Origin of the sequence: Kocuria sp. CPCC 205260 (genome assembly GCF_040981045.1) — a bacterium.
In the GTDB taxonomy this organism is placed as follows: domain Bacteria; phylum Actinomycetota; class Actinomycetes; order Actinomycetales; family Micrococcaceae; genus Kocuria; species Kocuria palustris.
Genome location: NZ_JAVKPT010000005.1, coordinates 105,991 through 130,963, shown reverse-complemented (window position 1 = coordinate 130,963; position 24,973 = coordinate 105,991). Strand labels below are relative to the sequence as shown.

At 71.9% G+C, this 24,973-nt stretch carries 19 protein-coding genes; 16 read left to right on the top strand and 3 right to left on the bottom strand.

The features are described from left to right. Positions 1-28: 28 nt before the first annotated feature. Positions 29-2,377 carry a protein kinase gene (locus RF645_RS09800; RefSeq protein ID WP_368818995.1) on the bottom strand — a complete coding sequence of 783 codons (2,349 nt, stop codon included), beginning with the start codon at positions 2,375-2,377 and terminating at the stop codon, positions 29-31. Positions 2,378-2,471: 94 nt separating this feature from the next. Beyond that, complete coding sequence (locus RF645_RS09795) at positions 2,472-3,617, bottom strand: LysM peptidoglycan-binding domain-containing protein (RefSeq protein WP_368818993.1); 1,146 nt, start codon at positions 3,615-3,617, stop codon at positions 2,472-2,474. Between the two features lie 150 nt (positions 3,618-3,767). Between RF645_RS09795 and RF645_RS09790 the strand changes: the two genes are divergently transcribed. Beyond that, complete coding sequence (locus RF645_RS09790; protein ID WP_058872181.1) at positions 3,768-4,151, top strand: Rv2175c family DNA-binding protein; 384 nt, start codon at positions 3,768-3,770, stop codon at positions 4,149-4,151. Between the two features lie 116 nt (positions 4,152-4,267). On the opposite strand, the gene RF645_RS09785 is transcribed toward RF645_RS09790, so the two are convergent. After that, entirely contained in the window at positions 4,268-5,404 is a 1,137-nt protein-coding gene (locus RF645_RS09785) for a polyprenyl synthetase family protein (protein WP_368818992.1), read from the bottom strand. Between the two features lie 135 nt (positions 5,405-5,539). Here RF645_RS09785 and dinB point away from each other — a divergent pair, with 135 nt between their 5' ends. From dinB to ftsZ, 15 genes are all read left to right on the top strand, one after another. Then, entirely contained in the window at positions 5,540-6,829 is a 1,290-nt protein-coding gene (gene dinB / locus RF645_RS09780) for a DNA polymerase IV (RefSeq protein ID WP_058872183.1), read from the top strand. 121 nt (positions 6,830-6,950) lie between these two features. After that, positions 6,951-7,349 carry a DUF3040 domain-containing protein gene (locus tag RF645_RS09775; protein WP_053447514.1) on the top strand — a complete coding sequence of 133 codons (399 nt, stop codon included), beginning with the start codon at positions 6,951-6,953 and terminating at the stop codon, positions 7,347-7,349. A 584-nt stretch (positions 7,350-7,933) separates the two neighbouring features. Further along, positions 7,934-8,365, top strand: coding sequence for a division/cell wall cluster transcriptional repressor MraZ (gene mraZ / locus RF645_RS09770; RefSeq protein ID WP_058872260.1), 432 nt, complete (start codon positions 7,934-7,936; stop codon positions 8,363-8,365). Between the two features lie 380 nt (positions 8,366-8,745). Continuing rightward, complete coding sequence (gene rsmH / locus RF645_RS09765) at positions 8,746-9,735, top strand: 16S rRNA (cytosine(1402)-N(4))-methyltransferase RsmH (protein ID WP_058872185.1); 990 nt, start codon at positions 8,746-8,748, stop codon at positions 9,733-9,735. After that, positions 9,732-10,418: a hypothetical protein gene (locus tag RF645_RS09760; RefSeq protein ID WP_137802306.1), complete on the top strand. Its 687-nt coding sequence runs from the start codon at positions 9,732-9,734 to the stop codon at positions 10,416-10,418. Before rsmH ends, RF645_RS09760 begins: the two co-directional genes overlap by 4 nt. After that, positions 10,415-12,268, top strand: a complete 1,854-nt coding sequence (locus RF645_RS09755; RefSeq protein WP_368818991.1) for a peptidoglycan D,D-transpeptidase FtsI family protein — start codon at positions 10,415-10,417, stop codon at positions 12,266-12,268. The genes RF645_RS09760 and RF645_RS09755 overlap by 4 nt, the downstream gene beginning before the upstream one ends. 207 nt (positions 12,269-12,475) lie before the next feature. Next, a complete protein-coding gene (locus RF645_RS09750) occupies positions 12,476-14,155 on the top strand; it encodes a UDP-N-acetylmuramoyl-L-alanyl-D-glutamate--2,6-diaminopimelate ligase (RefSeq protein ID WP_006214829.1) in 1,680 nt (559 codons plus the stop codon). Beyond that, a complete protein-coding gene (gene murF / locus RF645_RS09745) occupies positions 14,152-15,624 on the top strand; it encodes a UDP-N-acetylmuramoyl-tripeptide--D-alanyl-D-alanine ligase (protein WP_040560983.1) in 1,473 nt (490 codons plus the stop codon). Before RF645_RS09750 ends, murF begins: the two co-directional genes overlap by 4 nt. Continuing rightward, the gene (mraY, locus tag RF645_RS09740) at positions 15,621-16,787 is read left to right on the top strand and encodes a phospho-N-acetylmuramoyl-pentapeptide-transferase (RefSeq protein ID WP_006214831.1); all 1,167 of its coding nucleotides are present in this window, start codon (positions 15,621-15,623) and stop codon (positions 16,785-16,787) included. The genes murF and mraY overlap by 4 nt, the downstream gene beginning before the upstream one ends. Then, positions 16,784-18,313, top strand: a complete 1,530-nt coding sequence (murD, locus tag RF645_RS09735) for a UDP-N-acetylmuramoyl-L-alanine--D-glutamate ligase (RefSeq protein ID WP_271403704.1) — start codon at positions 16,784-16,786, stop codon at positions 18,311-18,313. Before mraY ends, murD begins: the two co-directional genes overlap by 4 nt. Beyond that, a complete protein-coding gene (ftsW, locus tag RF645_RS09730; RefSeq protein ID WP_368818990.1) occupies positions 18,310-19,686 on the top strand; it encodes a putative lipid II flippase FtsW in 1,377 nt (458 codons plus the stop codon). The genes murD and ftsW overlap by 4 nt, the downstream gene beginning before the upstream one ends. Positions 19,687-19,734: 48 nt before the next feature. Beyond that, entirely contained in the window at positions 19,735-20,868 is a 1,134-nt protein-coding gene (murG, locus tag RF645_RS09725) for an undecaprenyldiphospho-muramoylpentapeptide beta-N-acetylglucosaminyltransferase (RefSeq protein WP_368818989.1), read from the top strand. Then, entirely contained in the window at positions 20,858-22,315 is a 1,458-nt protein-coding gene (gene murC, locus RF645_RS09720) for a UDP-N-acetylmuramate--L-alanine ligase (protein WP_006214835.1), read from the top strand. The genes murG and murC overlap by 11 nt, the downstream gene beginning before the upstream one ends. Then, on the top strand, positions 22,315-23,328 hold the full coding sequence (locus tag RF645_RS09715; protein ID WP_368818988.1) for a cell division protein FtsQ/DivIB: 1,014 nt from the start codon (positions 22,315-22,317) through the stop codon (positions 23,326-23,328). Before murC ends, RF645_RS09715 begins: the two co-directional genes overlap by 1 nt. 250 nt (positions 23,329-23,578) lie before the next feature. Further along, positions 23,579-24,835 (top strand): cell division protein FtsZ, encoded by a 1,257-nt coding sequence (gene ftsZ, locus RF645_RS09710; RefSeq protein WP_024290293.1) that lies wholly within the window; start codon positions 23,579-23,581, stop codon positions 24,833-24,835. Positions 24,836-24,973 lie beyond the last annotated feature (138 nt).

Here is a 24,973-nt window from a genome sequence, read left to right as displayed (position 1 = left end):
TTCGTCCGTGCGCTGAGGCACTGCCGGTTCAGATGACGCGCAGTGTGATCGTCGTGCCGTCCTGGCTCTGGGTGACGACGCGGTTGAGGTTCGCACCGGCGACCTCCTCGATCTCGACCGTGAAGCCGAGGTCCTCGAGCTGCTCGCGGGCGTCATCGGCATTGCTGCCGACCACGCGTGGCACTTCCTCGGGCTCGGCGCCGGCGGAGACGACCAGGTCCACGGTGCTGCCCTCCTCGACCCTGGCGCCGGGGGAGGGCGACGCGGAGACGACGCTGCCCTCCTCCGAGTCGTCGAACTGCTCGGAGACGGTGCCGACGTCGAGGCCGGCGGAGCTCAGCTGCGATTCGGCATCGGACTGCGACATGCCCTCGACCGCGGGGATCTCCACCTGCTCGGGCCCGGTGGAGACCGTCAGCACGATCTGCTCGCCCACTCGGGTCTCCGTGCCCGCGGCGGGCGAGGACTCGATGACGCTGCCCGCCGGGACCTCCGTGCTGGGCTCCTCGTGCACCGTGACGTTGGAGAAGCCCTCGGTCTCCACCGCGTCCACGGCCAGCGGCTGGGTGGTGCCCACGACCTCCGGGACCACTGCGGTGCGGAAGCTGCCGGAGCCCAGCAGCCATCCCAGGAAGCCGGCCAGCGCCACGAGCAGCGCGGCGAGGGCCACGGCGACGGCCGCCTTCGGCGGATGGGTCTGCTGCAGCCGCACCGTGGGCTTGGACGGGTCCACCGGCGCCGACTCGTGCAGCCGACCGCGACGCGGCTCGGTCTCCTGCTCGGCTGTCTCGCCGTCCGAGTCCGAAGGCTCGTCGAAGGCGGCCAGCCGGTGCACGCTGGGGCCCCTGCGCTGCCGGTTCGGATCCACCGAGGCACCGAGCGCCGTCCCTGCCCCTGCGGCACCCACGGCGGTCGAGCCGGTGCGGGGCGCCGCGGCAGCTGCCGCCGCGCCTGCGACGGCTGTCCCTGCGACGCCGGCGGCACCCGCTGCACCGGCGCCGCTGCGCATGGGCGGCAGCACCGAGGTGCGCTGATCGTCATCCTGGTCGGCGGAAGCCCCCTGCCAGCGGGGCAGCGCCTCGGTCGGGGCGGATCCGGCGGACGCGGAGTCCGATGATGCCTCGGCGAAGCGCGGCATGGCGTCCGTGGGCGCATCGGGACCCTCCGCGCCGGAGCCCGGTCCTGGCATGGCCTCGGTGGGGGCCTCGTCGACGGGCTCCTCCGACTCCAGGCCCCGCCCGCCCTCGGCGCCCAGCGGAACGCGCAGCACCTGCGTGGTCGGCGGGATCTCGCCGTCGGCGGTCTCGGGGGCGTGAGCGGAGCCGTCGGGGGAGGCCTCCGCCGTGCCGTCCTGCTGATCGGAGACCGGGGCTGCGCTCGAGCCTCCTCGGCGCAGCTCGTCCACGGCCTCCAGATCGATCGGCCCGGTGGCCGGGGCGGTGCTGGGCAGGGTCGTGGCCCCCGGATCCTCGGGCCGCGGCGCGGCCGGACCCGGTCCCTGCTCCCAGCCCTCCGGGAGGTGGTCCAGGGCATCGAGGCTCAGCTCGCGACGCAGCTCGCCGATCGAGGCCAGCAGCTCGGCGCCGTCCGACGGGCGCTTCTGCGGGTCCTTGGCGGTCCAGCCGGCCACGGCCTCGGCGAGCTGGGGTTCGATCCCGGGGACCGCTTCGAGCAGGGAGGGGACGGACTTCTGGGCATGGGCGCGGGCGATCGTCCACGGGCTGCCGTCGAAGGGGCGGCGGCCGGTGAGCATCTCCCAGGCCATGATGCCCAGCGAGTACAGATCGGAGCGGGCGTCGAGACGCCGCTCGGTGACCAGCTCGGGCGAGGCATAGGCAACCGTGCCGAGCACGGCCCCGGAGGTGGTGTGCTGATCGGCGGTGCGGGAGAGGCCGAAGTCGGCGACCTTCACCGTGCCGTCCGGGCGCATGAGCACGTTCTCGGGCTTGATGTCGCGGTGGATCAGCCCAGCCTGATGCGCCGCCGAGAGCCCGGCGGCCACCGAGGAGAGGATGGTCAGCGCCTCGCCGGGGCGCAGGAACTCCTTGCGGCGCAGGACGTCGCGCAGGGTCCCGCCCTCCACGTACTCCATGACCAGGAAGACGTGGCCGTCATCGGTGCGGCCCTGATCCAGCACCGCGACCACGTTCGAGTGCGACAGGCGAGCGGCCGCACGGGCCTCCCGGGCGAAGCGCTCGACGAACGAGGGGTCCTCCGTCAGGTGCGCGTGCAGGATCTTGACGGCGACGGTGCGCTCCAGTCGCCGATCGACAGCGCGATACACACCGCCGGTGCCGCCGCGCGCCAGGCGCGGTCCGACGGTGTACCGGCCTTCCAGGACCGAGCCGGTCAGATGATCATCCACGGGCTTGTGCACGAGCCCCACAGTAGGGGAGCGGACTGGGCTGCGGCTGGATGACGACGGGCGTGGTTGCGATCGTGACGCCCTCGGGACCTGTGTCCGGGCGGGCTCAGCGCAGGTGCGTCCAGGCCGAGATCCGGGCCTTCACCTGGTGGACGTAGGTCTTCGTGTCGTCGTACATCCCGTACTCCTCGACGCCGTAGGCGCCCTGGTAGTACGACGCGATCCCGCGGTCGAGATCCTCCGCCGAGCGCTGGTTCGCGCGGATGATGGCCACGCCCGCCGTGACATTGTCCTGGGGGTCCAGCAGGTCGAGATCGCGCCCCACCAGGGCGGAGGCCCACTCGCCCGACGACGGCAGCACCTGCATGGTGCCCACGGCATCGGCCGGTGACACGCTGCGGTGCACGAAGCCCGACTCCTGCTCGGCATGGGCCAGGGCCAGAGCCGGATCCACGCCCATCTCCTGAGCGGTGGTGCGCACCAGACGCTGCATCTCCTCGGCCGAGGGCGACCGGCGCTCGTAGAGCTGATCGAGATGGCTCTGCGCGGAGGCCAGGGTCTCGTCGTCGTAGTCGTAGCCGGGGAAGTCGTCGCGGATCCGCGGGGCCTCGGCGGGGGCTGCGACCTGGGCCGCGTCGTCCTGCGCGGCAGGTGCCGCCTCGGCTGCGGGGATCTGCAGCGTCTCGCCCTCGCGCAGCGGGGCGGCGACGTCCAGGTCGTTGGCCTCGATCAGGGCCTGGACCGTGATGTCGTGGCGCTGCGAGATCGCCCACAGGCTCTCACCCGCGGCTACGCGGTGCTCGGTGCTGCTCGGCGCGGTCTCTGCGGCGGCTGCCGGGGCGGCGGGGTCCTGGACGCGGGTGGCTTCGTCACCGGACTTGGGGGAGTCATCGGCCTTGGCGGAGGAGGCCTCCTTCGCCGGAGCCGACAGGCGCAGGGTGTCGCCCGGGGCCAGCGAGGTATCGCCGGACAGCCCGTTCCACTCCATGAGGTCCTCGACCGACAGGCCGTTGGCCGTGGCCACCGACCAGATGCTGTCGCCGGGCTGGACGGTGCGCGCGGGGCCGTCGACGGCCTCGGGGCGCTCATCCGGGGCCGAGCCCTCCGGCTGGCCCACCGCGTGGGCCGCGGGCGTCCCGGAGGCGCCGAACACGGCCAGCGCGGCCAGTGCCGCGGCGGAGCGGCGGGCGCGCGAGCCGCTGGGGGCCGGATCCGAGTCCTGGGGGCGGGGATCCTGAGGGGTGTGCTGCATGCTGGCGAAGACCTCGGGCTGGGAGATGCGCTGATCAGGGGGAAGTGCTGAAGCGCTGCTGCCTGCAGGGTACCCGGTGCCTGCGCCGGGGCATCGGTGGCGGCGCATCACGGCGGTTCGTGGCACCCTGGATCCGTGAAGAAGTCTGAGATGAATCCCGCGCAGCCCACCCTCGAGCAGTTCGAGGCCCTCGACGCCCTGGTCGGCGAGTGGACCACGTTCCCGGACGTGGCCGAATCCACTGGGATGATCGTGACCCGCGTGCACTCCATGGCCGAGGACGGCACGCTCGTGGCCTTCCGCGACCCCCGCGACGGCGTCCGCCGCATCCCGGCGGAGTTCCTCATGGACGGCCGGCCGATCGATGCGCTGCGCGGGACCATGACCGTGCTGCGGGACAACCTCTACACCGACCTGGAGGCCGTGACCTGGCTGTTCACCGAGGACGAGTCCCTGCCGGGTCGGCCCATCGACTTCCTGCGCGCCGGGCGCAAGGCCGAGATCCGTCGTCGGGCGCAGACCCTGGACTGGTGACGGCGGCGCCGTGACGCGCACGAGCGCCCGTCCCCGATCGGGGGGGGGGCGGGCGCTCGTCTGCCAGGCTCAGCTGCGTCCGGAAGCGGCGGCTTCGGCCCCGGGCGGCCTGCCGGTCAGCGGGAGCGGCGGACCAGGGCGTCGGCCATCTGCTGCAGACCGGCCCGCGGCAGGTCCTCGATCCGCATCTGCGCCAGAGCCTGCTCGGTGCGCTGCGACAGCTCGTCCACGATCTGCTCGGTGCGCTGGAGGGCGCCGCTGCGGCGCAGGGCTTCCCTCAGGTCCTCGATCTGAGCGTCGTCGAGCGACTGATCGCCCAGGGCCCGGGCCACGAGCTGCGCGTCCTGCGGCTCGGCGTCGCGCAGATGCTGCCCGATCAGCACGGTGCGCTTGCCCTCGCGCAGATCGTCGCCGGCCGGTTTGCCCGTGGTGACCGGATCGCCGAACACGCCCAGGACGTCGTCCCGGATCTGGAAGGCCTCGCCCAGCGGCAGGGCGAATCCGCGGCACGCCTCCACGAACGACGACGGCGCCGCCGCCAGCAGGGCCCCCAGGGCCGCCGGGTGCTCCGCCGAGTACTTGGCCGACTTGTAGCGCAGCACCTCGAAGGCGCGCTCGATGGCCTTGTCCGGCGGAAGGGTCTGCGCGGCGACCTCCGCGTGGATGTCCAGGTACTGCCCGAGCATCACCTCGGTGCGCATGCGCGTGAAGTCCGCGGCAGCGCCGGCGGGGTGCCCGGCCAGCGCGACGGCCTCGCCGAAGATCTGCTCCGACCAGGTCAGGGCCAGATCGCCTGCCAGGACGGCGGCAGAGGTGCCGAAGTGCGCGCTGTCCTGGCTCCAGCCGCTGTCGCGGTGGCGATCGGCGAACAGGACGTGGATCGAGCGCATGCCGCGACGGGTCGCCGAGCGGTCGATGATGTCGTCGTGGATCAGAGCGGCCGTCTGGAAGAGCTCGATCCCGGCTCCTGCCAGGCGCGGGATGCGGGAGTCCGCGTCTCCGCCGGCTGCCCGCCAGCTCCAGTAGAGCAGCTGGGCGCGGGTGCGCTTGCCGCCCGTGGACAGCCCGGCGATGGCTTGGACCATGGGGCCGGCTGCCTCGGAGATGCCGTCGGCCACGGTGCGCTGGTCCTGGAACCAGGACTGCAGGACGGCGTCGACGTCGTAGCGGAAGGCCTCGGACTCGGCGGCCGCCACGCGTGAGAGCTCGGGGCTCGAGCTGTCGGAGTCGGGTGCGAAGCTGGGGTCGGTCAAGGGGCTCCTGACGGTGGCGGTTCTCGCGGCGCGGCCGGTGGGACAGCGCCTCCGGTCAGGGTAGCCCGCGGCCTTCCGGACGGCGGACCAGCACCCGGTCCGCGATCATTCGCAGCGGCTTCTTCAGGAGAGGGGATGAGCATGAGCGGCGAGCAGCTCGAGCAGTGGCGAAGCGCGGCCATCATGCACGTCGATCTCGACATGTTCTTCGTGGCCGTCGGGCTGCTGGAGCGCCCGGATCTGGTGGGCAAGCCGGTGATCGTGGCCCGGGATTCCGGGCGCTCGGTGGTCCTGTCCGCCTCCTACGAGGCGCGCGCCTTCGGGGTGCGCTCCGGCATGCCGGTCTCCCGCGCCCGAGCCATGTGCCCGCAGGGGATCCTGCTGGATCCGTCGTATGCGGACTACCCGCGCTACTCCGAGCAGGTGATGGCCATGTTCCACGACCTCACGCACCTGGTGGAGCAGATCAGCGTGGACGAGGCCTTCCTGGACGTCTCCGGAGCCATCCGCAGGCTGGGCTCGCCGGTGCACATCGCTCGGCAGCTGCGCGCCCGCATCCATCGGGAGACGGGGCTGACCGCCTCGGTGGGCATCGGCGCCACCAAGACCGTCGCCAAGATCGCCTCCACCCGCTCCAAGCCGGACGGACTGCTGCTCGTGCGCGCCGAGGACACCGTGGCGTTCATGGCGGAGCTGCCCGTCGGGGCGCTGTGGGGCGTCGGCAGGCGCACGGAGGAGACGCTGCAGCGCTCGGGGATCCGCACCGTGGGGGAGATCGCACAGCGCACGCCGCAGCAGCTGGCCCGCGTCGTCGGCCCGGCTGCGGGTGCGCACCTGCATGCGCTGGCCCACGGCGTGGATCCCCGCCCGGTGACTCCGGAGCGCGAGGAGAAGAGCCTGGGGGCGGAGCAGACCTTCCAGACCGACGTCAGCGACATCGACGCCCTGCGCCGCGAGCTGCTCGGGCTGTCCCATCGCACCGCCGCGCGACTGCGCCGCCACAGGCTGCGGGCCCGGCGGGTGGGACTGAAGCTGCGGTGGGAGGACTTCACCACCATCTCTCGCTCGCGGACGGTGAGCCATCCCTTCACCTCCGGGCACGACCTCTACACGCATGCCGAGGAGCTGCTGACGGCGGAGCTGCCGCTGCCCAGCGCCGTGCGCCTGATCGGAGTGCGCGCCGAGTCCCTCGAGGACGCCGATTCCGCCATGCAGCTGAGCATCGACGGCCGCGAGGAGGAGTGGGCCGCCGCCGAGTCGGCCATGGACCGGGCGCGCGAGCGATTCGGCGGCGCCATCCTGGGGCCGGCCTCCATGCTGAGGCCTCCGCGCGGCACGGTGGGGCGCAGCGAGCTGCGCGCCGGCCACCGCGATGATCCTGCGCCGGGAGGCGCCGGGCGGGCCCGGTCGCAGCCGCGCAGATGAGCGGCGGATCGTCATGTGACGACCGGGTGCTCCGCAAGGGGCCTTGCGGGTAGACTGGAGCAACCGCAGGGACGCGGCACGTGTCCCTGAACTTTGAAGCAGACCCCCCAGGAGGGACGTCGTGGCCCTTTCGGAGCGCGAGCAGCAGCTGCTGGCTCAGCTGGAGCAGCAGCTCAATGCGGAGGATCCGAGGTTCGTGAGCCAGATGGACTCACGACCCGTGAAGCCCACGTTCTCCACGCGCGCGCTCGTGCTCGGAGCCGTGATCGGCGTGGTCGGCCTGGGCATCGTGGTCGGAGGTGTGGCCCTGGACTCGATCCTGGTGGGCGTCCTCGGCTTCCTGATCATGTCGTTCGGCGTCTACTGGGCCTCCACCCGCTCCTCGGGCGCCAAGGAGGCGGGGGAGTCGAGCTCTTCCCGCGGCGGTGCCAAGGCTAAGCCGGCCGCTGCCAAGAAGCCGCAGTCCAGCTTCATGCGCAATCTCGAGAACCGCTGGGACGAGCGCCGCAACGGCAGCTGATCCCACCGCACCGACGTCAACGAGGCCCCCGCTCCGTCAGGACGGGGGCCTTCGTCATGCCCGGGTGCCGCCTTGCTCCGCTCCCGCCCGCGAGGAGTCTCGTGCGCCGGTCTTCGCGCGTCGATGGTTCGCACCGGCGACTCCTCGCGAGCAAGAGCGAGGACTGCGGGCGGCCTCCACTTCGCTCCCCACTCCTCTCCTCGAGGACGCACCACTTCCCTCCACGGTCAACGCCGGCTGCCTCGAGGCGGCGCTGAGAAGCGGGCTGATCCCCGTGATCATGGGGATCTCCGTGCCCGATCAGCGCGGCGGCGGTCCGTGGGCCTGTCGCGTGACCATTCGAAGGGCGAAGGCTGCGGCAGCGGTCAGAGAAATCCCCTCCCCATCGCCCCACTTCGCCTCCCAGGTCGCCTCCAACCCGCAATGACAAGGGAGAACGCGGCTGATCCTGTGGGCAGGATCTCTTCGGAATCGCCTCGAAACGCGCCTGGAACCACCGACCGTGATTGACGGTGGAGGAAGGTGGAGTAAAGTGGGGGTCACGAGAGCGAATCAGAAGTCTCCGGATCCGAACGGCGGTGGGCATGTTCCTCGGAACGCACTCCCCCCGCTTGGACGAGAAGGGGCGGCTGATCCTTCCGGCCAAGTTCCGCGAGGAGCTGGCGGACGGACTGGTCCTCACCAGAGGCCAGGAGCGGTGCCTCTACGTCTTCAGCGCGGCTGAGTTCGAGAGGGTGCACGAGCAGATGAGGGCGGCCCCGCTGTCCTCCAAGCAGGCTCGCGACTACATCCGCGTGTTCCTCTCGGGTGCCTCGGACGAGGTGCCGGACAAGCAGGGTCGGGTGACCGTCCCTGTGCCGCTGCGTCAGTACGCGGGTCTGGATCGAGAGCTCGCCGTCGTCGGCGCGGGCTCCCGGGCAGAGATCTGGGACGCCGCGGCATGGCAGCAGTACCTGGAGGAGCAGGAGGCGACCTTCTCGAACACCGAGGAGGAGGTCATCCCCGGGCTCTTCTGAGAAGACCTGGACCGCCGAGAGGCGGACCGCAGACGCGGCGCCACGAGCACTGCATCGGGATCTCCCGGATGGGATCTCCACCCGCACTGCCATCACCGTCCTGACTCACCTTCCCCTGAGCCAGGCCGGATTCGAGGGATGGTCAGCGGTTGGGGTTCTCGCCCTGGAGCGCCAGATGCGGTGCTCGTCGTCGTTGCGGGCCCGATCGCACGGTGCGCCGATCGGGCGCACCGTGGTGGCGCGGGTCATGGCCGTCCCCGGCCCCGCCGCGTCGGGGCCTGCCGCTGCGCCCGATAGGGTGGGCGGTCGTCGGGATGCCAGCACGAGCACCCGGACGAGGCGCGCCCCGCGCGCATCGCCGAGCACCAGGAGGACGAGCCATGGACGATCTCGAGCGCCCCGCCGGCGACCGGCACGTCCCCGTCCTGCTCGAAGCCTGCCTGGACCTGCTGGCCCCCGCCTTGGAGGGCCCCGCCCCCGTCGTCATCGACGCCACGCTCGGCATGGGCGGGCACAGCGAAGCCATCCTGCGCCGCTTCCCGGACGTCCGCCTGGTGGGCATCGACCGCGACCCCCAGGCCCTGCGCCTGGCCGGGCGGCGCCTGGAGCCATGGGCCGATCGCTTCTTCCCGGTCCACACCACCTACGACCAGATCGAGCCCGCCCTCGCCCAGGCCGGCTTCGAGGCCGCCGACGGCATCCTCTTCGACCTCGGCGTCTCCTCCATGCAGCTCGATGAGCGCGAGCGCGGCTTCGCCTACTCCTATGACGCTCCGCTGGACATGCGCATGGACTCCACGGCCGAGCTCACGGCCCGGGACATCGTCATGGAGTACTCGGAGCAGGACCTGCGGCGGATCCTGCGCGACTGGGGCGAGGAGCGCTTCGCCCAGCGCGTCGCCCGCGGGATCGTGCAGGCGCGCGAGCAGCGGGAGCTGACGACCACCGGGGAGCTCGTGGAGATCGTCCGGGCCGCCAAGCCAGCGGCGGCCCTGCACAAGAAGGGCCACCCGGCCAAGCAGACCTTCCAGGCGCTGCGCATCGAGGTCAACCAGGAGCTCGAGGTCCTGAGCCGCGCTGTGCCGAACGCCCTGGATGCTCTCAGGCTCGGAGGGCGAGTCGCTGCCATGAGCTACCACTCGCTCGAGGACAAGATGGTCAAGCAGGAGCTCGCCGGACGCTCGCGCTCCTCGGCGCCCAAGGGCCTCCCGGTCGAGCTGGAGGAGCACAAGCCGACCTTCCGCATGATCACGCGCGGCACGCACACGCCCACGGCCGAAGAGATCGAGGCGAACCCGCGAGCGGCTTCCGCGCGGCTGCGCGCCGCGGAGCGGATCAGATCGGACAGCAGGCACGGAAAGCACTCATGAGCACATCAGCGGGCAGGACGGCACGGGGCGGGCGGCTGCGCCTGCCGCGTCGTCGTCCCAGGGTCTCAGACCGCCAGCGCGCGTCCCGTCGGGCCATGTGGTCGCGGCTGCTCCCGGTCGCTGCGGCGGTGCTGGCGGTGCTCGGGACCTTCGCGGTGATCCTGCTGATGACCGTGCGGATCACCGACGGGCAGTACCGGCTGGTCGAGCTGCGCAACCAGGAGCAGGCCCTCGAGCTCGAGAACGAGTCGCTGACCCAGGACCTCGAGTTCCATCAGGCTCCGCAGAACCTGGCCCGCAGCGCCCAGGAGGAGGGCCTGGTGCCCGCACCGACCGAGCAGGGCGTGGTCGACCTGAGCACCGGCGAGGTGACGGGGGAGGCCGTGCCTGCTCCGAAGGCTGATGACGACGAGGTCGACACGGCCATCCCGGTGCCCATCCAGGTGGGATCCTCGGCCGCCGAGCAGGCCCAGAAGGAGGAGCGCGCCCGTCGCGATGCGCTGCCCTCCTCGGAGTCCGAGGCGGAGGACCAGCTCGACAGTGCTCGCAAGGCGGAGGCGGACGTCGAGCTGCACGGCGGCACGATCCCCGCACCGCAGCAGCGCGGCGACAGCTCGGCCGACGACGCAGCGCAGGACGGGACCGCACAGGGCGGCACGGCACAGGAAGGAGCAGATCAGTGAGCGGCAGCACGCGCGATGACAGCGGCAGCGCAGGCGGCATGGGCCGTCGCGAGTTCGTGGGCCTGCTGATCGGCCTGCTGGCCCTGGTGCTGCTGGCGCTGCGACTCGTGTGGGTCCAGGGACTGGATCTGCGCGGGCAGGCGGCCAGCGCCGAGGCCAGTCGTCTGCGCGTCCAGGTCATCCCGGCCCGGCGCGGCGAGATCCTCGATCGCACGGGCGCCGTGCTGGCGCGCAGCATCCAGCGCTACGACATCGCGGTGGATCAGACGATCGTGCAGGACCTGGTCGTGCATAACCCGGACGGCTCGACCGAGGAGCTCACCGTCCTGGAGGCGATCCGCAGCCTGGCCGACATCCTGGGGATGCCGGATCAGGAGGTCAAGGACAAGCTGCAGGGGGACGCGGACGTCCCGGTGGGGGAGCGCAAGAACTTCGAGTACCTGTTCCGGGACGCGACCCCCGAGCAGTGGAGCCGCATCGAGGACCTGCGCGTGGGCTACGTGACGGGCGAGCCCGTGTCCCAGCGCAGCTACCCCAACGGCTCCCTGGCCGGTTCCGTCGTCGGGTTCGTCGGGGGAGAGGGCGAGGCCCTCGGCGGCATCGAGCTGACCCAGGACGAGCACCTGCGGGGCATCGACGGCGAGCGCAGCTTCGAGATCGGCGCCGACGGCGTCCGCATCCCGGTGGCGCCCCAGGACGAGACGGCCGCGCAGGACGGCTCGTCGATCGAGCTGTCCCTGGACCGCGACGTCCAGTTCTACGCCCAGCAGGCCATCGCCCGCCGCGTGGAGGAGCTCAGCGCCGAGTGGGGCACGGCGATCGTGATGCGGATCTCCGACGGCGCGGTGCTGGCGCTCGCGGATTCGTCGATGGTCGATCCCAACGACACCGGGCGCACCGAGGACGAGGGCGACTTCCAGCCGCGCAGCGTGGCCTCGGCTGTGGAGCCCGGCTCGACCCAGAAGATCCTGACGGCGGCCGCTGCGATCGACACGGGCAACGCCGACAAGCTCTCCGAGGTCGCCGTGCCCTCGGAGCTGGAGATCGACGGGCAGACGATCACCGACGCCTTCGAGCACGAGGACGAGGACCGCACCTTCGCGGGCGTCATCGCCGACTCCATGAACACCGGAACCGTGCTGGTGGGCTCGCGCCTGGATCGACAGGGCCGCTACGACTGGATGAAGAAGTTCGGCGTGGGCGAGCTCACGGGCATCGAGCTGCCCGGTGAGTCCCCGGGGCTGCTCCCCGAGTGGGAGGACTGGGACATCCGGCAGCAGTACACGGTGCTGTTCGGGCAGGGAGTCTCCCAGTCGCCGCTGCGCACCGCCACGATCTTCCAGGCGGTCGGCAACGACGGCCTGCAGATCGAGCCGCGCCTCCTCCAGGCGATCATCGACCCCGACGGCACCCGCACCGAGATCGAGCGCCCGGAGGGCCGTCAGATCTTCTCCGCGCAGACCGCCGAGCAGCTGCGCGAGATGATGGAGTCCGTGATCACCGTCGGCGGAGCTCCGGATGCGGCCACCGACGGGTACCGCGTGGGGGGCAAGTCCGGCACGGCCGAGGCCGCCAGCGCCGACGGCGGCTACGACGGCTACACGACCTCGTTCGCGGGCATCGGTCCCATGGAGGACCCGCAGTTCGTCGTGGCCGCCACCGTCCACAAGCCGCAGGGCGCCGTCGCCTCGATCGGGGCGTCGGCGGCCTTCTCGCAGATCATGGGCCAGGTGCTGCGCCACTACGGCGTGCAGCCCTCGACCGGCGGCGCGGTCGGTCTGCCCAAGTTCTACGGGAAGGACGAGGACCGCAACGAGAAGCTGCCGGACACGCCGACCGGCATCGCCTGAGTGGACGCCGCGCGGTCGATCTCGTCCTGCTGCTTCGGTTGCCGGACTAGACTCGCCACGTCCGGAATATGGCTCTTCCCCGCCGTCCTCGAGGTCGGGCGTCCTCGGCGGGCAGGGGAAGCGCTGCCTCCGCGACCGATGGGTCCCGAACGTGGCCCGCATCGAGGGAACGGCCGGCTCCCACCGGCCGATCCGAGGAAGGATGACATGCAGAACCTGCCCGAGCCCGGTCTCGACGCGGCCCGTCTGCGGCCCCGCAGCGCCGCCTCGCTGCCGGCCGCCGAGCTGGCGCAGCTGATCGGCGCGCGACTGGAGCTGCCGGAGGCGCACCGCGGTGCGCAGGAGCCGGCTTCCGTGCGCGGCATCAGCATCGACTCCCGATCCGTGCAGCCGGGCGACCTCTACGCGGCCCTTCCCGGTGCTCGGTTCCACGGCGCGGGCTTCGCCGCTGCCGCGATCGGCTCCGGTGCGGCCGCTGTGCTCACCGACCAGGCTGGACTGCAGCTCATGCTCGACGAGGGCCCACTCAGCGTCCCGGTGATCGTGGCGGCCGTGCCGCGCGAGCACATGGGGCAGATCTCCGCCGCTCTCTACGGCGGCAGCGAGGACGAGCGCGCCCGCATGCCGCTGTTCGGCGTGACCGGCACCAACGGCAAGACCACCACCACGTACTTCCTCAACTCGATCCAGAAGGCCCTGGGCCGCACCACTGGGCTGATCGGCACGATCGAGATCCTGGCCGGCGATCAGCGCATCCCGTCGCTGCTGACCACGCCCGAGGCGCCGTCCGTGCACGCCCTGCTGGCCGTGATGCGCGAAGCCGGCATGACCGGAGCCTCCATGGAGGTCTCCTCCCACGCGCTCGAGTTCCACCGCGTGGACGGCGTGCACTACGACGTCACCGGCTTCACCAACCTGACTCAGGACCACCTGGACCTGCACGGGTCCATGGAGGCCTACTTCGAGGTCAAGGCCCAGCTGTTCACCGCCCGGCGCACCGACCGCGCCGTGATCGTCGTGGCCGATGACCAGGACGAGTGGGGCCTGCGCATGGCCCGCCGAGCCCGCGAGGAGCTCGGCGCCGAGAAGGTCGAGGTCATCGCCCTGCGCGGCGGGATCGTCGAGGATCGCGACTCCGGCCCGCAGCGCCACGGAGCCGACTGGACGCTGCGCTCGCTGGCCCGGCGCGGGGTGGGGCACCGCTTCGAGCTGGTGCACCGCGACGGCCGTCGGCTGCGCGTCTCGACCGGGCTGCCCGGAGAGTTCAACGTGGCCAACGCCGCACTGGCCGTCGTCATGGTGCTGGCCTCCGGCGTGCCGCTGCAGGTGCTGCAGGACGTGCTGGACGATCAGGACCCGCTGACCACCGATGTCCCCGGGCGCATGCAGCTGATCGCCAGCGAGCCGACCGCCGTCGTGGACTTCGCGCACAACCCGGACGCCCTGACCCGCGCCCTGGAGGCGGTCGATCCGCCCGAGGGCGACGGCCGCGTGATCGTGGTCTTCGGCGCCACCGGGCAGCGCGACACCACCAAGCGCCCGCTCATGGGCCGGATCGCTGCACAGGGTGCGGACGTGGTGATCGTCACCGACGACGACCCGCACGACGAGGACCCCGCCGGAATCCGGGCCGAGGTCATCGCCGGAGCCCGCCAGGCCCGCGACGAGGGCGCGGCGCGGGCCACCGAGATCGAGGAGATCCACCCGAGGGCCACGGCCATCCGCACGGCGGCCGCCATGGCCGGTCCGCGCGATTCGATCCTGGTCGCCGGACGAGGCCACGAGACCACGCAGGAGATCGCAGGAGTCGACCATCCCCTGGATGATCGGCAGGAGCTGCGCGACGCGCTCCACGACACGCAGGAAGGACGGTGGGGGCGCTCGTGATCCCTCTCAATGCCAGGCGCATCGCCGAGATCGTCGGAGGCGAGCTGCTGGGGCTGGATCCGCAGCAGGACGGCCCCGTCATCGAGCACGTGACGACCGATTCTCGGGAGGCGGGGGAGGCGACCCTCTTCGTCGCCAAGCCCGGTGAGGTCACGGACGGCCACCGCTTCGTGGCCGCGGCCTTCGCCGCCGGCTCCCCGCTGGCGCTCGTGGAGCGCGAGGTCGCAGCCGACGACGGCTCCGTGCACCCCTCGGTGCGCGTGCCGGACGTCGTGGAGGCCATGGGCACGCTGGCCAGCTGGGTCGTGCGGCAGCTGCGCCAGGACAACGGCCTCAAGGTCGTGGCGGTCACCGGCTCGGTCGGCAAGACGACCACCAAGGACCTGCTGCGCGCGATCTTCTCCGAGATGGGCCCCACCGTGGCCCCGCAGGGCTCCTACAACGGCGAGGTCGGCGTGCCGCTGACCGTGTTCCGCACGGATGCGACCACCGAGTACCTGGTCGTCGAGATGGGCGCCACCCACATCGGCAACATCTCGTACCTGTGCCGCATGGTCTCCCCGGACGTCGGCACCGTGCTGTGCGTGGGCTCCGCGCACGCAGGCGAGTTCGGCGGCGTGGAGAACATCGCGATCGCCAAGGGGGAGATGGTCGAGTCGCTGTCCGCCGACGGCGTGGCGATCCTCAACGACGACGACGACCGCGTGCGCCGGATGCACACGCGCACGCAGGCGCCCGTCGTGTTCTTCGGCACGGGGGAGACCAGCACGCTCCCGGAGGTCCCGGCCGCCCGCGTGTGGGCAGACCGGATCTCCACCGACGACGACGGCCACCCGTCCCTGGACCTGCACTTTCCGGGCGGGACCGTGCACCGGGTGGTCTCCGGGCTGATCGGCGAGCACCACGTCTCCAACATCCTGGCCGCGGCCTCGGCCGCCTTCATGGCCGGCGTCCCGTCCGAGACGATCGCCGATGTCCTGCAGGGCCTCGGCCCGGGCAGCCGCTGGCGCATGGAGCGCACCGAGCGCCCCGACGGCGTGACGATCCTCAACGACGCCTACAACGCCAATCCGCAGTCCATGGCCGGGGCGCTGCAGACGCTGGCGCGCATGGGCGGGCCGCAGGACTCCCCGCGGCATCGCCGCACCTGGGCCGTGCTCGGCGAGATGTACGAGCTCGGGGACTCCTCGGTCGAGGAGCACAACCGCCTGGGCTCGCTCGTGGTGCGCTACAACATCTCCCGGCTGCTGGCCGTGGGTCCGCTGGCCCGCCCCACCTACGTCACGGCTCTGCTCGAGGGCTCCTGGGGCGAGGAGGCCGCCTGGGTCGAGGACCTGGAGGCCGCTGAGGCCTTCCTGGCCGAGAACCTGCGCGCCGGAGACATCGTCCTGTTCAAGTCCTCGAACTCCGCGGGGCTCAAGACGCTCGGCGATCGGGTCGCCGCTGCGGGCCAGGGAGGTCGAGCATGATCCAGATCATCGTCGCCGCTGCACTGGGCCTGATCCTCTCGATCCTGGGCACCCCGCTGTTCATCCGCTTCCTGGCCAGCCGCGGCTACGGCCAGTTCATCCGCGAGGACGGGCCCTCGAGCCACCAGACCAAGCGCGGCACGCCCACCATGGGCGGCGTGGCCATCCTGGGCTCGGCCGTGATCGCCTACCTGGTCTCGCACGCTGTCGTGGGCCTGGTCACGGGGGAGTGGACCGGTCCCACCGCCTCCGGGCTGCTGGCCGCGTTCCTCATGCTCGGCATGGGCTTCGTCGGCGGGATCGACGACGCCAAGAAGATCACCAAGAAGCAGAACCTGGGCCTGAGCCCGGGCGGGAAGATCGCCCTGCAGGGCACGATCGGCACGGTCTTCGCGCTGCTCACGCTGATGCTGCCCGATGCCAGGGGCCGCACACCCGGCTCCACCGAGGTCTCGCTCACCCGCGACACCGGGCTCGACCTGGGCCTCGGGCAGCTGGGAGGCGGGCTCGTCGAGGCCCTGACCTCCGAGCGGACCATCGTCCTCGTGCTCCTGGGCCTGATCCTCTACGTCGTGTGGGTCAACCTCATCGCGACCGCCACCACCAACGCCGTCAACCTCACCGACGGGCTGGACGGGCTGGCCACGGGGGCGTCGATCCTCGTGTTCTCCGGCTATCTCCTGATCACCCTGTGGCAGTCCGACCACCTGTGCGGCGAGGGCGGGCCCGGGCTGTGCTACACCGTGCGCGACCCCTCGGACCTCACCGTCCTGGCGGCGGCGCTGGTGGGCGCGCTGATCGGCTTCCTGTGGTGGAACACCTCCCCCGCCAAGATCTTCATGGGCGACACCGGCTCGCTGGGCCTGGGCGGCGCCCTGGCGGCGTTCGCCATCCTCACCCGCACCGAGCTGCTGCTCGTGCTGATCGCCGGGCTGTTCGTGCTCATCACCGTCTCGGTGATCCTCCAGGTCGGCTGGTTCAAGCTCTCCGGCGGCAAGCGCATCTTCAAGATGGCGCCCCTGCAGCACCACTTCGAGCTCAAGGGATGGCAGGAGGTCACGATCGTCGTGCGCTTCTGGATCATCGCCGGGCTCTTCACGGCCATCGCGCTCGCGGTGTTCTACGGCGAGTGGCTCATCTCCAACGGAGGCGCGTTCCTGTGATCCATGCCAGCAATGACAACCCCATCCTGGACGATCCCCGGCTGGCGTCGCTGACCAGCTGGGACGCCGACTGGGCGGACCTGCGCGTGGTCGTGCTGGGCATCGGCATCTCGGGCTTCGCCGCCGCGGACACGCTGATCGAGCTCGGCGCCCGCGTGGTCGTGATCGACGGCCGGGACTCGGAGGCCAACCGGCAGAAGGCCGAGACGCTGGGCATCGTGGGCTCCGCCGACGTCCTGCTGGGCGCCCAGGCCGTGGCCGGGCTGCCGCAGGTCGACGGCCAGGACCCGCAGCTCGTGGTGACCTCTCCGGGCTTCCGCCCCGATGACCCCGTCCTGTCCGAGGCCGTCGCGCGCGGCATCCAGATCTGGGGCGACGTCGAGCTGGCCTGGCGCATCCGCGAGCGCGCGGGGCGCCCCACCGCTGCGTGGGTGTGCATCACCGGCACCAACGGCAAGACCACCACCGTGCAGATGGCCGAGGCCATGCTCCAGGCCGGCGGGCTCAAGGCCCTGGCCGTGGGCAACGTGGGCACCCCGATCCTCGACGCCCTGCGCGATCCGGTGGACTACGACGTCCTGGCCGTCGAACTGTCGAGCTTCCAGCTGCACTGGGCGCACTCGCTGTCCCCGCTGGCCGCGGTGTGCCTCAACGTGGCCGAGGACCACGTGGACTGGCACGGCGGCTTCGAGAACTACGTGGCGGACAAGTCGCGGATCTACGAGAACTGCCAGGTCGCCGCCGTGTACAACGTCAGCGATCCCCGCACCCGGCAGATGGTCGAGGAGGCGGACGTCGTCGAGGGCTGCCGGGCCATCGGCTTCACCGCGGGCAACCCGGACGTCTCCATGCTGGGCGTGGTCGAGGACCTGCTCGTGGACCGGGCCTTCCTGGACGACCGCCGCAATCAGGCGCTCGAGGTCGGGCTGGTGGAGTCCATCAAGCCCGTGCCGACCCCGCACGGCGTGACCAATGCGCTGGCGGCCGCCGCCCTGGCCCGAGCCGCAGGCGTCTCCGGCGAGGACATCGCCCAGGGTCTCGCCGCATGGGAGCCGGGCGGGCACCGCATCCAGCCCGTGGCCAAGACCTTCGGGGTGGTGTGGGTCGATGACTCCAAGGCAACCAACCCGCACGCCGCCGCCGCCTCGCTGTCGGCCTTCGACCCGGTCGTGTGGATCGCCGGCGGCCTGGCCAAGGGCACGGACAGCTCCGCCCTGGTCGCCGCCCACGCGCGCCGCCTGCGGGCGGTGGTGCTGATCGGCACCGACAACGACCGGCTCGAGGCCGCTCTGGCCGCTTCTGCTCCCGACGTGCCGATCCTGCGCGCCGCCGACGGCCTCGAGGACGCCTCCGACGGCGAGGCCGTCATGCGCGCCGCCGTCGAAGCCGCCCACCGCGTGGCCGTGGACGGGGACACCGTGCTGATGGCCCCGGCCGCGGCCTCCATGGACCAGTTCCGGGACTACGCCCACCGCGGGGACGCGTTCGCGCGCAGCGTGGCCGATCTCGTGGAGCGCCTGTCGTGAGCCCGCGAACCGCAGCCGTGGCCACCCGGCTGCGGGACCGGATCGACGAGCGGTCGGGCCCGCTGCGCGGGGTCGAGCACCGGGTCCGCAGCGGCCCCCTGCTGCAGTCGTACTACGCGCTGGCCGTTTGCGCGGTGCTGCTCTTCGCGATCGGCGCCATGATGGTGCTCTCCGCCTCTGCGGTCGAGTCGATCTCCGCCGAGCAGTCGGCCTACGGCCTGTTCGTGCGCCAGCTGATCTTCGGCGCGCTGGGGCTGATCGCCATGTTCGCGCTCTCGCGCGTCCCGGCCCGGGTCATGCGGCGGCTGGCGATCCTGGCGTTCTGGGTCTCGGCGGTCATCCTGGCGCTCGTGGTGCCGTTCGGCGTCGAGGTCGGCGGCAACCGGAACTGGCTGTCGGTCGGCGGCTTCACGCTGCAGCCCTCGGAGATCGCCAAGCTGACCTGCATCCTGGCCCTGGGCGTGTGGCTCGGCCGCGTGGCGGGGCGCATCCGCACGCTCAAGGACGCGCTGTGGCCCTCGGCCGTGGCCGTCGTCGTGCCGGTGCTGTTCGTGATGTACGGCCGCGACATGGGCACGGCCGGCATCTTCCTGCTGATCTACCTGGCCGCCGTGTTCTTCGCCGGCATGCCCATCCGCTGGATCCTCACGGCCTTCGCCGCCGGTGCCGCGGTGTCGGTGCTCTTCGTGATCTCCGCGCCCCACCGCATGGAGCGCGTGACCTCCTGGCTGACCGGCGACTGCGACCCATCCGCGGGCTGCTACCAGGCCATGCACGGGCTCTCCGCGCTGGCCACCGGAGGCTGGTGGGGAGTCGGGCTGGGGCAGTCGCGCTCCAAGTACAACTACGTCCCCGAGGCCCACAACGACTTCATCTTCGCGATCATCGGCGAGGAGCTCGGACTGCTCGGCACCGTCACCATCCTGGTGCTGTTCGCCGTGATGGCCGTGGCCATGGCCCGGATCCTGATGCGCTCCACCTCGGGCTTCGAGCGCATCGTGACCGGCGGCGTCCTGGCCTGGCTGATCGGGCAGGCCTTCGTGAACATCGGCATGGTCACCGGCGTGCTGCCGGTGATCGGGGTGCCGCTGCCGTTCATCAGCTACGGCGGCTCGTCGCTGCTGATGTGCCTGTCTGCCGTGGGCGTCGTGATGTCCTTCGCCAGGCAGCCCTCGGTCGGGATGGTCGAGGCGATCCCGCAGCCGCGCTCGCGCCCCGTCGCCGCCCGACGGCCGCTGCCGGGCGACGATGCGTACGATGCCTACGACCACGAGGGCCGCTACGACGACCTCATGGACGATGAGCGCGAGCCCATCGCCGAGGTCCACGACATCCGCCGCGGAAGGGTCCTCCGCACCCGCGGCGACTCGTGAGCCCCCAGACACCCGAACGCACGTCCCGTACACCGCAGGAGCAGCCGCATGAGCGACCACGACGCCCACCCGACCGAGTCCCAGCGCCCCGTGAACGTGGTGCTGGCCGGCGGAGGCACCGCGGGGCATGTCTCGCCGCTGCTGGCGATCGCAGCGGCGGTGCGCCGCGCCGAGCCCGAAGCGCAGGTCACCGCGGTCGGCACCGCCTCGGGCATGGAGACCCGCCTGGTCCCGGCCGCCGGTCTGCCGCTGGAGACCATCGACCGCGTTCCGCTGCCTCGCCGACCCTCCGTGGATCTGCTCAAGCTGCCCGTGCGCCTGCGCGGGGCGATCGGCCAGGCCGGGCGGATCATCGACGAGAGCCGCGCCGACGTGGTGGTGGGCGTGGGCGGCTACGTCTGCACCCCCATGTACCTGGCGGCCCGCCGTCGCGGCGTCCCTGTCGTGATCCATGAGGCCAACGCCCGCCCCGGGCTGGCCAATCGCGTCGGAGCCCGCTTCGCCGCCGTCGTGGCCACCGCCTTCCCGAACACGCCGCTGAAGGGCGCCCGCACGGTGGGGATGCCCATGCGCCGGGAGATCTCGCTGCTCGACCGCGCGGCCGCCCAGAGCGGGGCCCGGCAGCGCCTGGGCCTGGACCCGGAGCGCACCACAGTGATCGTGACCGGCGGCTCCTCCGGGGCGATGGCCATCAACCGCACGATCCAGGGGATCGTGCCGGGGATCGCCGAGCAGGGCTACCAGCTGCTGCACATCACCGGCCGCGACAAGCCCGTGCTCACCCCGGACCTGCGCCCGCTGGAGGCCGAGGGCTATCGGCAGGTGGAGTACGTCGACGGCATGGAGGACGTCTACGCCGCCGCCGATCTGCTGATCGCCCGCGCCGGGGCCGCGACCGTCTCCGAGGTGGCCGCCGTCGGACTGCCCGCGATCTTCGTGCCGCTGCCGATCGGCAACGGCGAGCAGGCGCTCAACGCCCGCTCCCTCGTGGAGGCCGGCGCCGCCCGGCTCGTCGAGGACTCCGACTTCACCTCCGAGTGGTACCGCGCGAACGTGCTGCCTCTGCTCACGGCCCCCGAGGGCCTGGCCGAGATGACCCGTGCGGCACGAGGGGCAGGCGTGCGCGATGCGGACGCGACCATGGCTGAACTGATCCTGCAGGAGGCACGACGTGAGCACTGATCCCGGAACCGGGTCCCCGAACGAGTCCATGGGCGTGGATACCGATCCCGCCGGGCTGGGGCCCACCCACCTGATCGGCATCGGGGGCGCCGGCATGTCCGCCGTCGCCCGCCTGCTGCTGGCCCACGGGGTGAGCGTCTCCGGATCGGATGCCCAGGAGTCCCGCGGGCTCGCCGCGCTGCGCGAGCGCGGGGCCCGCATCAGCATCGGTCAGGCGGCCGAGAACATCGCCGACGCCCGGACCGTCGTCGTCTCGACCGCGATCCGCGAGACCAACCCCGAGCTGGCCGCGGCTCGGGAGGCCGGGCTGCGCGTGCTGCACCGCTCCCAGGCCCTCGGGGTGGCCATGCACGGCTCCCAGGTGGTCGCGGTCGCCGGCACGCACGGCAAGACCACCACGTCGTCCATGGCGGCAGTGGCGCTGCAGGAGTCAGGGCAGGAGCCGTCGTGGGCCATCGGCGCGCACGTGGCCGATCTGGGCACCAACGCCCACCTGGGCCGCGGCCGCTGGTTCGTGGCCGAGGCCGACGAGTCCGACGGCTCGTTCCTCTCCTACGCGCCCACGATCGCCGTGGTCACGAACATCGAGCCCGACCACTTGGATCACTACGGCTCCGAGGAGGCCTTCTTCCAGGCCTTCGAGGACTTCGCGGACACCCTCCGCCCCGGCGGCACCCTGGTGGCATGCCAGGACGATTCCGGTTCGCGCCGGCTGGCCGAGGCCGTGCGCCGCCGCGGCGGCAGCGTGGTCACCTACGGCACCGATGCCGCAGCGCAGATCCGCGTGAGCGATATCCGCACCGAGGGCATCGGCGCCACCGCCGAGCTGAGCCTGGGGGAGGGCGCCGACCTCCGCAGCCACCGCATGCGCCTGGAGGTCCCCGGCGAGCACAACGTGCTCAACGCGGCAGCGGCCTTCGCCGTCACCCAGATCGCCGGGGTCCCCGCCGAGGACGCCCTGCGGGGCCTGGCCGGTTTCCACGGCTCCGACCGCCGATTCGAGCTCAAGGGAGAGGCCCGCGGCGTGCGGGTCATCGACGATTACGCCCATCACCCCACCGAGGTGCGCGCCGCGCTGACGGCCGCACGGCGCGTGGCGGGGGAGGACCGCGTCCTGGTGCTCTTCCAGCCCCACCTCTTCTCCCGCACGCAGGCCTTCGCGGGCGAGTTCGCCCAGGCCCTCGAGATCGCCGACGACGCCTGGGTCCTGCCGATCTACGCAGCGCGCGAGGACCCGGTCGAGGGCGTCTCCTCGGATCTGATCGCCGATGCCGCCGGGGACTCGGTGCGCAGCGCCTTCGACCCCCAGGAGGCGATCGCTCAGATCGCGGCCCAGGCACGGGAGGGAGATCTGGTGCTCACGGTCGGCGCCGGGGACGTCACCGCGTTCGGCCCCCGCCTGCTCAGCGCACTGGAGGACTCCGGGCAGGCCGGGGCCTCGGCCTGATGGCGGGCGGACCCCGACCCCGCCAGCCGCGCTTCGGCGGCACATCCGGCTCCTCCTCCACGCAGCGCGGACGCGAGCAGGAGCCGGTCGAGACCGCCGGCGGCGCTGAGTCCCCGTCGTCCCCCGGTGCCGAGACCCCGCGCGTGCGCGTCAACAGCCGGGACAAGGTCGCAGCGCTCGACGAGCAGCGCGAGTCCGAGTTCGAGCCCGTGCCCACAGGAGGCGGGCGATTCAGCGACTGGCGGCGCACGCTGCAGCTGGGCTCGTCCGGCTCGGGATCCAGGGGCTCGGCGCGCGACGGGCACGACGGCGATGACAGTCGTCGGCTGTCCCCGGCGCTGCGCCGCCTGGTGCGTCTGGCGGTGGCCGTGCTGATCGTGGTCCTGATCGTGTGGGGCGTGTTCTTCTCCCCGCTGTTCTCGGTGCGCTCCCTGCAGGTCGAGGGCCTCTCCCTGACCGACCAGGGGGCCGCCGAGGAGGCGCTGCAGCCGCTGGAGGGCAAGTCCATGACCCGGATCTCCTCCGAGGAGGTCGAGTCCCTGCTCACGCAGTTCCCGGCAGTCGCCTCGGTGGACACCAGCGCCAGCGGCAGCGGGACCCTGCGCGTCGAGGTCCAGGAGCGGATCCCGGTCGCTGCGGTCGAGGACGGCGACGGCTGGCAGCTCGTGGACCGCGAGGGCACGCAGCTCGAGCAGGTCACCGACAGCGAGCAGATCCAGGTCCCGGTTATCGCCGGCGGCACCGACGTGCTGGGCAGCGAGGACTGGGACACGGTCAGCTCGGTGCTGGCCTCGCTGCCCTCGTCGCTGCTCGAGCAGGTCCAGACGGCCCGCGCCGAATCGGGCGGGGTCGTGATGCTCGAGCTGCAGGACGGGGTCACGGTGCGCTGGGGCGATGACACCGACAGCGCCCTGAAGTCCGAGGTCCTGGCCGCGCTCGTGGACGCCTCGGAGGCCACCGGCCAGGTCGAGGTCTACGACGTCTCCGCTCCCCGTCATCCGGTGCTGGAGTAGTCGTCCGAAGCGATTTCCTTCGACCCTCAGGTGAGTGTTGAAGGGGTGCCCCCGAATCAGGGGACTCAATGCGCACAACACGCGCCGCGAACTCGTGGCGACGCCTCCTCGGTTGTTAGGCTGACTCGGAAATCAGAGCATGAGCCCTCAGGCATATATCTCGACCTTGGATCGAAGGTTGAGACTGAGGGGTCAGCGCGGACCCCACCGTCGATACAGGTCGGCGGCCCCGAATCAAGACAGGGTGATCATGGACACCACGCCCCAGAACTATCTGGCCGTCATCAAGGTCGTCGGCATCGGCGGCGGCGGCGTCAACGCCGTCAACCGCATGATCGAGGAGGGACTCCGCGGTGTGGAGTTCATCGCGATCAACACGGATGCCCAGGCGCTGCTGATGTCGGATGCCGACGTCAAGCTCGATGTCGGCCGTGAGCTGACCCGCGGCCTCGGCGCCGGCGCCAACCCGGATGTCGGACGTCAGGCCGCTGAGGACCACCACGAGGAGATCGAGGAGGTCCTGAAGGGGGCCGACATGGTCTTCGTGACCGCCGGCGAGGGCGGCGGCACGGGCACCGGCGGCGCTCCGGTCGTCGCGCGCATCGCCCGCTCGCTGGGCGCGCTGACCATCGGCGTCGTGACCCGTCCGTTCACCTTCGAGGGCCGTCGCCGCTCGAACCAGGCCGAGAACGGCATCGAGACCATGCGCGACGAGGTCGACACGCTCATCGTCATCCCGAACGACCGCCTGCTGTCCATCTCGGACCGCAACGTGTCCATGCTGGATGCGTTCAAGTCCGCGGACCAGGTGCTGCTGTCGGGCGTGCAGGGCATCACCGACCTGATCACCACCCCGGGTCTGATCAACCTCGACTTCGCGGACGTCAAGTCCGTCATGCAGGGCGCGGGCTCCGCGCTCATGGGCATCGGCTCGGCGCAGGGCGAGGACCGTGCGGTCAAGGCCGCGGAGCTGGCGATCGCCTCGCCGCTGCTCGAGGCCTCGATCGACGGCGCCCACGGCGTGCTGCTGTCCATCCAGGGCGGCTCGGACCTCGGCCTGTTCGAGATCAACGAGGCCGCTCGCCTGGTCCAGGAGGTCGCCCACCCGGAGGCCAACATCATCTTCGGCGCGGTCATCGACGACGCCCTGGGCGACAGCGCCCGCGTCACCGTGATCGCGGCGGGCTTCGACTCCCTGTCGCAGGAGACCAACGCCAACGCGAACTCGCCGGCCGCGCAGCAGGCCGCCTCGACCCGCGCCGCCTTCGGCGCAGGTGCCGGCGCTCCGTCCACCGCCTCCAGCTCCTCCGCTCAGCGCGGCGGTCAGAGCTCGGGCTTCGGCGGCTCGCAGTCGGGCTCGTGGGGCTCCAGCCCGGCGTCCTCTGCCCCGTCGAACGACGACGTCCCGGACGACGCCGGCTTCGACGTCGACCTCCCGCCGGAGAGCGGCGCTCCCAAGTCCTCGGGCCGCAAGGACTCGCTGGACTTCCCGGACTTCCTCAAGTGAGGTCCTGACATCGCGGATCCCGCGATGTCGTGAGCACGAGGGCGGCGCCCCGACCGACCGGTCGGGGCGCCGCCCTCGTCTCGTCCCGGCCCGAGCCGTCGCACGGTCAGCAGAGTCGCCGTGGCCCGCTGAAGTCCC